Genomic DNA, 11,870 nt, shown 5'->3' on the forward strand with positions numbered 1-11,870 from the left:
TGATCAGGGAGTGGATGTGATGAGGATTGGGACCACCGCGCTGGCCGCGCTTGCTCTGCTGTCGCTCGCCGCGACGGCTTCGGCGGCCGAGAAGAAGTACGACACCGGGGCCAGCGACAGCGAGATCAAGGTCGGCCAGACCGTGCCGCTGAGCGGCCCGGCCTCGGCCTATGCCACGATCGGCAAGGCGCAGGCCGCCTATATGAAGATGATCAACGACCAGGGCGGCGTGAACGGCCGCAAGATCAACCTGATCCAGTATGACGACGCCTATTCGCCGCCGAAGACGGTCGAGCAGGTGCGCAAGCTGGTCGAGAGCGACGAGGTGCTCCTGACGTTCCAGATCATCGGCACCGCGCCGAACGTCGCCGTGCAGAAATATCTCAACTCGAAGAAGGTGCCGCAACTGTTCGCGGCCACCGGCGCCTCGCGCTTCACCGATCCCAAGAACTTTCCCTGGACGATGGGCTTCAACCCGAGCTACGTCGTCGAAGGCCGCATCTACGGCCAGTACATTCTCAAGACCCATCCCGACGCCAAGATCGGCGTGCTCTACCAGAACGACGATCTCGGCCGCGACTATCTCGCCGGCCTCAAGGCCGGGCTGGGCGACAAGGCCGCCAAGATGATCGTGGCCGAATCGTCCTACGAGATCACCGAGCCGACGATCGATTCCCACATCCTGAAGCTGAAGGACGCCGGCGCCGATCTGCTGTTCAGCGCCTCCACGCCGAAGCAGGCGGCGCAGGCCATCAAGAAGGTCGCCGAGCTCGGCTGGAAGCCGGTCCACATCGTCGACATCAATGCCAATTCGCTGGGCGCCACCCTGAAGCCCGCCGGGCTCGAGAATGCCAAGGGCCTGATCAGCGTCGGCTACGTCAAGGACCCGCTCGAGGAGGGCTTCAAGAACGACCCCGGCGTGCAGCGCTATCTCGCCTTCATGGAGAAATACTATCCCGACGGCGACAAGGGCTCGAACTTCAACGTCTATGGCTACATCACCGCCGAGCTCCTGGTCCAGGTGCTGAAGCAGTGCGGCGACGAGCTGACGCGGGAGAACGTGCTGAAGCAGGCCACCCATCTCGACCATGTCGAGCTCGGCATGCTGCTGCCGGGCATCAGCATCACGACCTCGCCGACCGACTATCGCGTCAACAAGCAGTTGCAGATGATCCAGTTCGACGGCGCGCACTGGCAGAACATCGGCGGCATCGTCACCGACGCGGCCGCGGATTAGCAGCGGCGGCTGCGCCCCAGACCGGCCGCCCCTCGGCGTCGGCCGGTCACAACCCCCGGATCAGCTCGGCGTCGATCAGCATGCGGTTGAAGCGGCGCGCCTCGGCGCCGTCGCCGCAGGCATAGAACACGCCCTTGCAGCGGAGCATGATCTCCTTCTGCTCGGCAAAGGACGGATCGAGCGGAATGCCGGCGGCCTCGAGCGTGACCAGCGGCAGATAGGCGGCGTCGATCCGGTCCATCACGACCGCGCTCTGGCGCGGCTCGAAATTGACGGCATCGATCGCGTAATACGTCCGATAATAGCGCGGATCGTAGCTTTCGAGCTTCTCGCCGATGCCGGCCTCGTCGAGCTTGGGATCGAGAATGTGCGGCGAGAACTCCGGCTGGTGATCGCCATAGCGGACGATCAGGAACGGCTGGTCGCCGAACCTCTTCTTCAGGCTGGCGAGAAAGCGCTGATAGTCCGCCGCGCTCATCATCTGCCGGCGCAGATATTCGTCGATCGAAGGCAGATTGCCGGGCGCACGCCAGGACGGCGTCAAATCGGGCCGGAACGTCGTCTCCCACGGGAAATGGTTGGCGGCGAGATAGACGAACATGAACAACGGCTTGCCGCGCGGCCGGTGCTGCATCAGGTCGAGCGCGGCGTCGTAGAAGAAGCCGTCGGGCTCGACGCCCTTGGCGCCGAGATCGCGCGCGTCGAGGAAACGATCGACACCGACAGTGGTCTGAAAGCTGCGCGCGCTCATGAAGGCGCCCTGCGCGGGATACAGCGACACCGTGTCGTAGCCGCAATTGCGCAGCGCCAGCGGCAGGCCGCGCTCGACCCGGCCGGACGCAATCCGCGTCACGAAATAGGCGAAACGGCCGAACGAGCGCGACGACAGGCCGGCGAGCACGTTGTACTCGGTGAACCAGCTCGGGCCGCCATTGCTCTCGGCCATGAACTGCCGCGCCTTGCCGTCGAACGACTTGAAGTGGCTGCCATAGCCATCGGGCACCTTGATGCCCTCAGCCGAGCGGATGTCGAAACTGGATTCGTCGTGGATCAGCACGATGTTCGGCCGGCGCGCGGCCGGATGACAGGAATCCGGGACGAAGGCAGCCAGACTTCGATCAGCCGTGGCGTCGGATTCCATGAAGCCGTTGGCGAGGAAGTCGGACACCGCCGTGACGCCGGAGCGCGCGAATTTCGACAGATAGCCGTCGTCATAGTAGCCGCGCCAGGCCTCGTCGCGCCAGTTGAGCGAATACAGCGTCAGCGCCGCGAGGCAGGCGAGCTTGCCGGCGAGCGCCGGCAGCCGCGCGATCCGGAACGGGTCGGCCCACCACAGCAGCCCCAACAGCGGCAACACGACCGCGACGGCCACCAGCACCGATAGCTCGAGATTCGGAAAGATCGTGAACAGGAATGCCGCGCTGTCGTGATCGATCAGCATCACGTCGACGAAGTTCGCGGTCATCTGGACCACAGCGTGCTTGAGCTGCGACAGCAGCACCAGCACCACGACCATGGTCAGCGCCAGCGCGGCCGACACCGCAGGCCGCCGCAGCAGCACCAGCCAGAAGCCGTTCAGGATGCCCCAGGCCAGCACGAAGCCGAGCCGCGAGCCGAAATCGGTCTCGGTGTGCAGCATCAGGGCCAGCGCCGCGACATGCGGCGCGGCGACGGCCGACAGCCGGACGGCCGCGGAGCGTGTTGCGCTCACAGCAGTGAGCGTGGTGATCGGTTGGTCGTTCGGGGTCAGTGACATCAGCCGGTCGAAAGCAGGCGCCCTTCGCCGGCGCATGCCGACAGATCAAGGAAGCCGATCCTGTCATCCGACCGTAATGAAATCGTCACAAATCACAACAGCCCGGATTTGCACGGAGCCGCGCGCCGATCGTCCGGCATGGCGGCACCGGCGCAGCTCCCGGCGACGGCTCCGGGACCGGAGCGATGGCCGGGCCGCGATCAGTGCTCCGAGCCGATCTCGAGCAGCCGCTCGCGCACCAGACGCACCGCGCCGCGACTCCAGGAATAATTGGCGCCGAGGCGCAGCCCGCTGTCGCCGGCGACGACGAGTGTGCCACTGTCGGCCTGGCGGACGCGAAAACCGATGATGTATTCGGTGCGGCCGATCCGCCTGACGATGCCGAGCAGCGACTGCTGGGCGCCGACCGCGCGCGCCACTCGCGCCTCGCAATCGTCGCACTCACGCACCGGCTGCCCCGGCTTGATCTCGCCGGCGGCGTCCACGAGGCGGTAGCGCCCGGACTGCGCCAGCAGCTGCCGCACCGCGTCGGTCGCCTCCTGCAGCCCCTTCTGGTCGGACTCCGTCGCGCCGAGCGCAGCGCCTGCGCTGGTGTCGTCGAGCTCGAATGGCAAGAGCGCCAGCCGGATCGGCTCCGGCGGCGCCAGCGCGTCACGGACCTGGCGCGAGACGAACATCTCGGCGCGCTGCCAGGCCTCGTCGCTGTCGCCGCGGAAGGTGAAGACCTTGTCGAACAGCACCCGATGGGACGTGACGTCGATGGCCGAAGCCCGCGCCCACTGCACCAGGGTCGAGAGCTTCTGGACACCACCGGTGACCACGACGGTGGCGCCGGCCGCCGCCGCCATCTGCAACCGTGCCTCCGGCGACGCATCAGTCGGACAGGACGGAGCGCAGGACGGGCTGACCGGACGCAGCCGAGCATCCGCGGCGACGTCGCGGCGAAGCGCGGCCATGAACGCATCCAGCCGCCGCTGATGCGCTGCGGTCTGATCGACCGGCTCGCCGGACGTGTCGAGATAGCTGAAATCATCGACCAGCACGGCCGGGACATCACCAGAGGCGGCGCGGACCGGGCTGGCCGCGAGAGCAAGCGCGAAAACGAGGCAACGGACGAGGCGGCGGTTCGACATGAGATTCCCCTGCAACGATGTCTGGCGCTCCGAAGCTAGATGCCGGCGCGGCATGGCTGCAGCGGCGAGGATCCCGGCGAGGCACGGGAAAATTTCACGACCGCATTGTCCACCGGGCCGCGGCGCTTTTGGCCCGGGCGGTTCTGCCGTTAAATGCCGGTGGGCTGGGCTGCCATGGACGCGCCGAAGATGTGGAGCCGCTACGACCTCAAATACCGCCTGACGCTGCGCATCGCGGCGGTCTCGGCGCTCTGCTTCGCGGCGATCTGCGCCTATGTGCTGTTCGACACCGACCGCTCGGTACATGCGCGCAACGCGCGGATCGCCGAGATCACGGCCCGGACGCTGCAACTGCAGCAGAGCAAGATGCATTGGGTCAACAGCCCGCCGGCCGGCTTTCCCGACCTCGACGCGGTCGCGGCCGCGGCGATGGGACCGGGGCTGTGCATCGCCTATCGCGGCGTCGACGGCGTGATCGTGCAGCGGATCTGCGGCGGCGCGGAGGCGCAGGCGGACGATCCGCCCCGCGCCTTCGCGATGCCGTATCGGCGGCTGTTCGATCCGGGCCGGGAAGCGGCACGGCCAGTCAGGTTTCGCGGCGAGAGGACCGGCGATGCGGTCGTCTGGATCGATGCCGGCGTCATGACCGCGGACGCCTGGCGCGAGCTCGGCCGGCTGCTGCCGGTACTCGGGACGGCGCTGCTGCTGCTGTGCGTGCTGGCCTACGCCGCACTGGCCCGCGCGCTGCGCCCGACGCGGCTGATCCGCGCCGGGCTGGAGCGGATCGCCGCCAACGATCTGTCGGCGCGGCTGCCACCGTTCGACCTCGCCGAGCTCTCGGCGATCCGCGATGCCTTCAATCAGCTCGCCGAGGGGCTGGAGACGGCGCTGGCGCAGCGCGGCGAATTGACCCGGCGCCTGATTGCCCTGGAAGACGACGAACGCCGCCACCTCGCCCGCGAGCTGCATGACGAATTTGGCCAGTCGCTGGCGGCGATCCGGGCGCTCGCAGCGTCGATCCGTCACAGCGCGGCGCAGGATTGCCCCGCTCTGGTCGGCGAATGCGACGGCATCGCGCGCGCCGCGAGCGACATGATGGAGCAGTTGCGCGGCGCGCTGATGCGGCTGCGTCCGCCTGATGTCGACGAGCTCGGCCTCGCCGGCAGCCTCGAAGGCCTCGTGGCCGGCTGGAACCGGCGGCAGCACGGCCGCACCGTGTTCGAGATCAGCCTGTCGGGCGACGTCGACCGGCTGCCCGGCATCGTCGCCAGCAACGTCTACCGCATCGCGCAGGAGGCGCTCACCAACGCCGTCAAGCACGCCGGCGCGACGCGCGTGCGGTTGCAGTTGACGCTTCAGGACGGGCCGGCCCAGTCGGCGCCCGAGAGCACGACCGTGCTCACCGTCGAAGATGACGGTCCTGCCGGCGATGCGCCCGACAAGCCGGGCATGGGCCTGCTCGGCATGCGCGAGCGCGTCGCCTCCATGGGGGGCCAGATGAGTTTTGCGGCCACGTCCGGCGGCGCGCGCCTCCGCGTCGAGATTCCGCTCCCGGCCCTGCCCGGCCTCTCGCCTGCGCAGCCGGAAACGGCCTACGCGGCATGACGACGCCCGCCGGCACCATCCTGCTGGTCGACGACCATGCCGTGGTCCGCGAGGGCTACAGGTCGATGCTGCAGAAGCAGCCGGGGCTGCGCGTGGTCGCCGAAGCCGCCGATGGCGCCGAAGCCTACCGGCTGTTCAAGGAGGTCAGGCCCGATCTCGTCATCATGGACCTGACGATGCCGGGCGTCGGCGGCATCGAGGGCATCCGCCGCATCCGGCAATGGGATCGCGGCGCGCGCATCCTCGTGTTCACCATGCATGAGAATGCCGGCTTCGCGGTGCAGGCGATCCGCGCCGGCGCCCGCGGCTATGTCACCAAGAGCAGCCCGCCGGAGGCTCTCGTGCGCGCCGTCATGGACGTGCTGGCAGGCCGCATCGCGATCAGCCCCGACATCGATCACGAGCTCGCACTCAGCCGCCTCTCCGGCGAGCGCGCCGCCGCCGACGTGCTGTCCGCGCGCGAGTTCGAGGTGATGCAGATGCTGCTGGCCGAACGGACGACGGACGAGATCGCGTCCGCGCTGCATCTCAGCCCGAAGACGGTTGCCAACCTGCACTCGCTGATCAAGGACAAGCTCGGCGTCGCCACCGACATCGAGCTGGTGCGGCTGGCGCTGCGGCAGGGCCTGCTGAGCTGAGCCGGCGGGGCTTACATCCCCGCGAGAAAGCTCAGGAGTCGCCCTGCGGCGTTGCTGCCGCGTCCGACGCCGTGACCGGATCGTCGATCAGGTGAAACGCGCGCCCGAGCCGGCGCTGCACGCTCATCACGGCGCGGTCGACGTCGCTGATCAGGCTGTCGCCGAGAACGACGTGCGGGATCTCCCAGTTGCGGCCGCTGCGCACGTCGAGCGCATGAACCGCCGGCACGCGCGCGGTCTCGCAGCCCGGCTGCGCGCGAAGGTCCTCCTCGACCAGGCGGGTCAGCTCCGCCTGGGTCTTGCCGAGGGTCGTCATCGCCGGCATCAGGGCCTGGTCGCGGGCATCAGGCCGAGCCGCTTGGCGATGATGCGATCGACGGTCCGTTTCGGAAGCACCCGCACGATCCATTGCCTCATGGCGTCGGGCGCGATCTCGTAGCGCACCTTGGGCGCCGGCAAGGTCAAGGCGTCGGCCACCCGCGCGGCGATGGTCTCGGCCGGCAGCCCGGACTTGCCGAGATTCAGCATGAAGGCGCGGATCTTCTGCAGCGCCGGGAAGAACGGCGAGGCCTGATACGGCGACAGGTCGACCTCGTCGGCCTTGGCCCAGATCGGGGTCTTCACCGCGCCCGGCGCGATGACGATGACGTCGATGCCGAACAGCATCAGCTCACGGCGCAGGCTCTCGGACAGCCCTTCGATCGCATACTTTGAGGTCGAATACGGCGCCAACAGCGGGTTGCCATTGCGCCCGGCCACCGAGCTGACCATCACGATCCGGCCTCGCTCCCCTTTCATGGCGGGATCCGCTCCGAGCAGCGGCGCGAACGCCTGGGTCGCGATCACCGGGCCGATGACGTTGACCTCCATCTGATGGCGGAACTGCGCGATCGGCAGCTCCGTCACCGGCCCCGCGACGGCGATGCCGGCATTGTTGACCAGGCCGGCGAGCGCCTCGCCGGCGAGAGCCGCCCGCACCTCCTGCGCGGCCGCCTTCACCGCCGCCTCGTCGGTCACGTCGAACAGCAGCGGCGTGAAGTTGGCGCCGAGCTCGCTGCGCAGACGGTCTGCATCGGCCTGCTTGCGAACGCTGCCGAACACGCGAAAGCCGCGCGCGAGCAGGTGCTTCGAACAGGCGAACCCGATGCCGGTGGATGCGCCGGTGATGACGACGGATTTCATGGGGACCTCAACGATTTGCGCGGCGATTATCGCACGGGATGCGGCAAGATGCTGGCGCTGATTTTTCGCGTGAGGTCATCACCCGCCGAGCCTGCCCCGGAACAACGGAATACGGCACGCAACGCACGGCGCGTCGGCAAAACGGCCGCGGCAAGAATGGGATTTAAGTTTCAATGCTTGAGAGGATGAGAGCTGACGTGAGATCGAGGGCAGCGACCAAACTGGATGAAGGAAGGTTTGTGACCTTATGAGATCGTTAACCTTTCCGCCTCGCTCGCCTGTCTTCGCCGGGTCTGCAAGGAGGTGATCGCACCTCATTCCATCGATTGTCCGGCGAATCTCCGAAACGCCGGGCTCCGACCCGTCTTCCCCTCTATGCGTATCGTCTTAATTTTCCGTATCCGTGTTTCCCCGGAGTACTACGCCCTCCGCCCCTAACGCATTGTTATCGCCCGTGCCGAAAACTGCCCCGGCCGAAAGCCTTGCAGCGGATCCCACACGCGTTGCTGTCGCTCCGGCAATCCGGACCAACGGGCGCGATCGTGTCACAGCCAGAACAGCTTCCGCTTTCAGAAAACTCCATCATCACCGAACTCGAAGAGGCCGTCCGCAGCGGCTCCTCGGCGAAGCGCGTCAACACGCTGCGCCAGGTCACCAACCTGTTCCTGCATGACGGCGAACGCCTCAGCGAGGACCAGATCAAGGTGTTCGACAACGTGCTGTGCATACTGGTCTCGCGGGTCGAGACCCGCGCGCGGGCCGAGCTCAGCAAGCATCTCGCGCCGGTCGACTATGCGCCCGTCGAATTGATCCAGCAGCTCGCCCGCGACGACGAAATCTCGGTGGCCGAGAACGTGCTGATGCACTCGAGCCGGCTCACCGAGCATACGCTGGTGGAGGTCGCGGCGACCAAGGGCCAGGATCACCTGATGGCGATCTCCAGCCGCCCGCATCTGACCGAGGCGGTGACCGACATCATCGTCGACCGCGGCGAGCGCCGGGTGATCCGCAAACTCGCCAACAACCAGACCGCGCGCTTCTCCGAGACCGGCTATTCCGGGATGATGGCGCATGCCGAGGACGACGACGAATTGTCCGAGATCATCGGGCTGCGCGTCGACCTGCCCACCAAGCATCTGCGCGACCTGCTGCGCCGCGCGACCGAAGCCGTGCGCGCCAAGCTGATGGCCTCGGCGCCGCCGGCGCTGCAGCAGGAGATCAAGAAGATCCTCAAGGCGATCGCCGACGTTGCGCGCAGCGACGGCGGCCTGGTCGGGCGCGACTTCACGCTGGCCGAAGAGGCCGTCAAGCGCATGAAGGGGCTGAACGAGCTCAACGATGCCGCCATCGCCTTCTTCGCCGAGACCCGCCGCTTCGGCGAGGTGTCAGCCGCGCTCGGCCTGCTCAACAACGTCCCGACCGAGATGATCGCCAAGGTGATGGAAGGCCCGCGCACCGACATCGTGCTGATCCCTTGCCGCGCCGCCGGGCTGGCCTGGTCGGTGGTCGCGAAGATTCTCACCCACCGCCCCATCAAGCACGCCATCGACACCGAGACGCTGAAGCTCGCCGAGCGCGACTATTCCCGCCTGTCCCTCGACACCGCCCAGCGCACGCTGAGGTTCTGGATGGTGCACAACAAGGTCGAGAAGTAAGCGGCGCTCGCAAGCGATCCGTGCCGGAATTGATTCGCGCCTCACATCCCGCTGTCGTCCCTGCGAACGACAGCTGTGGGGCGTCGCGGGCGCCGGGTATCTCACGCCGAACGCGGCGGCCGAGAGAGTTCGCCACACGCAATCCACTCCAGCGCGTTATCGCCAGGAGATCGCCGGGCGCCGGATTGACTTTGGTGCGCCCGCACTCCTACGGTGACGGCGACGGTGCCCCTCGACCGGGGCTCAATAGGGAATGCGGTGCCGGAGACGTCTCGCAAGGGACGTGACCGAAGGCCGCAGCTGCCCCCGCAACTGTAAGCGGCGAATCTCGCGTCAGAGGCCACTGGGAAATCTCGGTCCCGGGAAGGCGACGTGGAGGTGACGACCCGCGAGCCAGGAGACCTGCCGTCAGCCGTGGTCACACGCGAGGATGCCGGTCGGGGCGTTATTGGCATCGTTTTCAGGCAGGCCTGCAAAGGCGTGCATGAGACCTCGTTCGCGGTGACGTGCCACTGACGTCATGCCGAGGTCACTCGTGTCTCCCGTTCCCCATGCCAGGCGCCGTCGCGCCCTTCTGTCGTCGTTATGCCTCCTCTCGTCGTTCGCGCTGCTCGGTCCCTCCCCCGCAACGGCGCAGCAATCCGCCTCGCCCGATCTGCTGCCGCCGGTCGAGGTCGACCCGCCGCACCGGCCGATCGCTCCGAAACCGGCCATCCCCCGCAGAGCCGGCAACGCCGCGCATCAACAGATGCCGGCGGCAAAGCCGGAATCGCCGGCCAGCCCGCCCGTCGCGGTCAGCCCGGCCGGCATCGTGACGCCGGTCGCCAACGTCGCGAATGCGATCACGGTGGTGACCGACAAGGACATCGCCGCGCAGCAGGCCCGCACGGTGCCGGACATCCTGAGCACCGTCCCCGGATTGAACGTCGTGCAGGCCGGCGGCCCGGGCGGCCAGACCAACGTCTTCATGCGCGGCACCAATGCCAACCACACCAAGCTCATCATCGACGGCATCGACGTCGGCGACGTCACCAACAGCAACGGTGCGTTCGATTTCGCGCATCTGCTCGCCGCCGACATCCAGCAGCTCGAGGTGCTGCGCGGGCCGCAGAGCGGGCTGTACGGCTCCGATGCGATCGGCGGCGTGATCTCGGTGATCACGCGCAAGGGCGACGGCCCGGCGCGGGCGACCGCCTCGGTCGAGAGCGGGTCGTTCAAGACCTTCAACCAGTCGGCCGGCGTCAGCGGCTCACATAGTAATGTCAACTACGCGGTCAATGTCGCGCACCTGCACGCCGGCGACGTGCCGGTGACGCCGTGGCAGCTGCTCCCGGCCGGGCAGAAGGCGATCGGCAACGCCTACGACAACGTGACCGCCTCGTCCAAGCTCGGCGTCGATCTCAACGAGGCCTGGACGTTGAACTCGGTGATTCGATACGCCGACGCCACGCTGCTGTTCACCGGCGACAGCGGCTTTCCGAGCGCTCCCGATGCTATCAGGAGCAACCACACGGTCCACCAGCTGGCGACGCGCGAGGAAGCCGTGTGGTCGCTGCTCGGCGGCCGCATCAGGAACTATTTCGGCGTCAACTACGTGAACAACTGGTCGTCGGATCTGACGGCCGGCAATCCCGTGGCCGCGGTCGCCACGGGGGAACGCATCAAATATGACTGGCACGCGGTGACCGAACTGGCGCCGCACAACAATCTCGTCGTCGGGCTGGAGCAGCAGACCGAGCGGCTGAAAACAACTGATCTTTCCGCCGAGAACGGCAACAAGGCCGGCTTCATCGAGTTGCAGACGGAGTTCGCCAAACGCTGGTTCGTGGTGGCGAGCCTGCGCAACGACGTCAACGAGCAATTCGGCGGCCATGGCACCTTCCGGATCGCGCCGGCGGTGATCCTGCCGGTCACCGGGACCAAGCTGAAGGCGAGCTACGGCACCGGCTTCAAGGCGCCGACCTTGAGCCAGCTGCACCAGGATTTTCCGGCCTTCAACTTCTTCGCCAATCCCAACCTGAAGCCGGAGCAGAGCACCGGCTACGACGCCGGCTTCGAACAGCCGCTGTTTTCGGATCGCATCCGCTTCGGCGCGACCTACTTCCACAACAGCATCACCAACCTGATCAATTTCAACGCGACCTTCACCTCCTACGCCAATGTCGGCCTCGCGACCACCGAAGGCACCGAGAGCTTCGTGACGGCTGATCTCACCGACCGGATCTCGCTGCGTGCAGACTACACCTTCACCCGCGCGGTCGATGCGGCCACCGGCCAGCAGCTATTGCGGCGGCCGAAGGAAAAATGGAGCGCCACCGCGACCTGGCAGCCGATCGATGCGCTGCGCCTGTCGGCCACCGTGCTGAGGATCAGCGACTGGCTCGATGTCAGCCGCGACGGCATGACCACCGGCCTGGTCGCGCCCGGCTATACGGTCGTCAACCTGCGCAGCGACTACGCGCTGTCCAACCAGGTCAAGCTGTTCGGCCGGATCGATAACCTGTTCAACCGTCACTACCAGAACCCGACCGGATTCCTCGCGCCGGGCTTCGGCGTGTTCGGCGGCCTCCGGGTTGCGAGCTCCGGTGTGCAGTGACGCTGCCGACCAACCTCCCGGCGGCTGACAGAAGCTGCCGAAATGGACTACAATCGCAATAGAAGGAG

Annotated in this window: 9 protein-coding genes and 1 riboswitch; of the genes, 5 read left to right on the top strand and 4 right to left on the bottom strand. The window is 67.1% G+C overall.

What is annotated here, in order from left to right:
* The first annotated feature begins 19 nt into the window (after window positions 1-19).
* The gene (locus tag ACQR2C_RS01605) at window positions 20-1,237 is read left to right on the top strand and encodes an ABC transporter substrate-binding protein (RefSeq protein WP_315805580.1); all 1,218 of its coding nucleotides are present in this window, start codon (window positions 20-22) and stop codon (window positions 1,235-1,237) included.
* A gap of 46 nt (window positions 1,238-1,283) precedes the next feature.
* Here the strand turns inward: ACQR2C_RS01605 and ACQR2C_RS01610 are convergent, their stop codons facing one another.
* Complete coding sequence (locus tag ACQR2C_RS01610; protein WP_434880278.1) at window positions 1,284-2,993, bottom strand: sulfatase-like hydrolase/transferase; 1,710 nt, start codon at window positions 2,991-2,993, stop codon at window positions 1,284-1,286.
* A gap of 200 nt (window positions 2,994-3,193) precedes the next feature.
* Window positions 3,194-4,126, bottom strand: a complete 933-nt coding sequence (locus tag ACQR2C_RS01615) for a DUF2380 domain-containing protein (RefSeq protein ID WP_434880279.1) — start codon at window positions 4,124-4,126, stop codon at window positions 3,194-3,196.
* Window positions 4,127-4,315: 189 nt separating this feature from the next.
* Between ACQR2C_RS01615 and ACQR2C_RS01620 the strand changes: the two genes are divergently transcribed.
* Window positions 4,316-5,731, top strand: coding sequence for a HAMP domain-containing sensor histidine kinase (locus ACQR2C_RS01620; RefSeq protein WP_434880472.1), 1,416 nt, complete (start codon window positions 4,316-4,318; stop codon window positions 5,729-5,731).
* On the top strand, window positions 5,728-6,369 hold the full coding sequence (locus tag ACQR2C_RS01625) for a response regulator transcription factor (RefSeq protein ID WP_315805577.1): 642 nt from the start codon (window positions 5,728-5,730) through the stop codon (window positions 6,367-6,369). Before ACQR2C_RS01620 ends, ACQR2C_RS01625 begins: the two co-directional genes overlap by 4 nt.
* 31 nt (window positions 6,370-6,400) lie before the next feature.
* Here ACQR2C_RS01625 and ACQR2C_RS01630 read toward each other — a convergent pair whose 3' ends face one another.
* Window positions 6,401-6,685: a hypothetical protein gene (locus ACQR2C_RS01630; protein WP_434880280.1), complete on the bottom strand. Its 285-nt coding sequence runs from the start codon at window positions 6,683-6,685 to the stop codon at window positions 6,401-6,403.
* 8 nt (window positions 6,686-6,693) lie between these two features.
* Window positions 6,694-7,551, bottom strand: coding sequence for an SDR family oxidoreductase (locus ACQR2C_RS01635; RefSeq protein ID WP_434880281.1), 858 nt, complete (start codon window positions 7,549-7,551; stop codon window positions 6,694-6,696).
* A gap of 542 nt (window positions 7,552-8,093) precedes the next feature.
* Here ACQR2C_RS01635 and ACQR2C_RS01640 point away from each other — a divergent pair.
* Entirely contained in the window at window positions 8,094-9,206 is a 1,113-nt protein-coding gene (locus ACQR2C_RS01640; RefSeq protein ID WP_434880282.1) for a DUF2336 domain-containing protein, read from the top strand.
* Window positions 9,207-9,412: 206 nt separating this feature from the next.
* Window positions 9,413-9,630: riboswitch (cobalamin riboswitch) on the top strand.
* Between the two features lie 96 nt (window positions 9,631-9,726).
* The gene (locus tag ACQR2C_RS01645; protein ID WP_434880283.1) at window positions 9,727-11,802 is read left to right on the top strand and encodes a TonB-dependent receptor domain-containing protein; all 2,076 of its coding nucleotides are present in this window, start codon (window positions 9,727-9,729) and stop codon (window positions 11,800-11,802) included.
* Window positions 11,803-11,870 lie beyond the last annotated feature (68 nt).

Source organism: Bradyrhizobium sp. HKCCYLRH3061, from assembly GCF_051168015.1.
Classification (GTDB): Bacteria; Pseudomonadota; Alphaproteobacteria; order Rhizobiales; family Xanthobacteraceae; genus Bradyrhizobium.

Coding starts and splice junctions, on each gene's coding strand:
- ACQR2C_RS01620 (WP_434880472.1), top strand. CDS start 4,316: ATGTGGAGCCGCTACGACCTCAAATACCGCCTGACGCTGCGCATCGCG.
- ACQR2C_RS01625 (WP_315805577.1), top strand. CDS start 5,728: ATGACGACGCCCGCCGGCACCATCCTGCTGGTCGACGACCATGCCGTG.
- ACQR2C_RS01610 (WP_434880278.1), bottom strand. CDS start 2,993: ATGTCACTGACCCCGAACGACCAACCGATCACCACGCTCACTGCTGTG.
- ACQR2C_RS01615 (WP_434880279.1), bottom strand. CDS start 4,126: ATGTCGAACCGCCGCCTCGTCCGTTGCCTCGTTTTCGCGCTTGCTCTC.
- ACQR2C_RS01605 (WP_315805580.1), top strand. CDS start 20: ATGAGGATTGGGACCACCGCGCTGGCCGCGCTTGCTCTGCTGTCGCTC.
- ACQR2C_RS01635 (WP_434880281.1), bottom strand. CDS start 7,551: ATGAAATCCGTCGTCATCACCGGCGCATCCACCGGCATCGGGTTCGCC.
- ACQR2C_RS01630 (WP_434880280.1), bottom strand. CDS start 6,685: ATGACGACCCTCGGCAAGACCCAGGCGGAGCTGACCCGCCTGGTCGAG.
- ACQR2C_RS01645 (WP_434880283.1), top strand. CDS start 9,727: ATGCCGAGGTCACTCGTGTCTCCCGTTCCCCATGCCAGGCGCCGTCGC.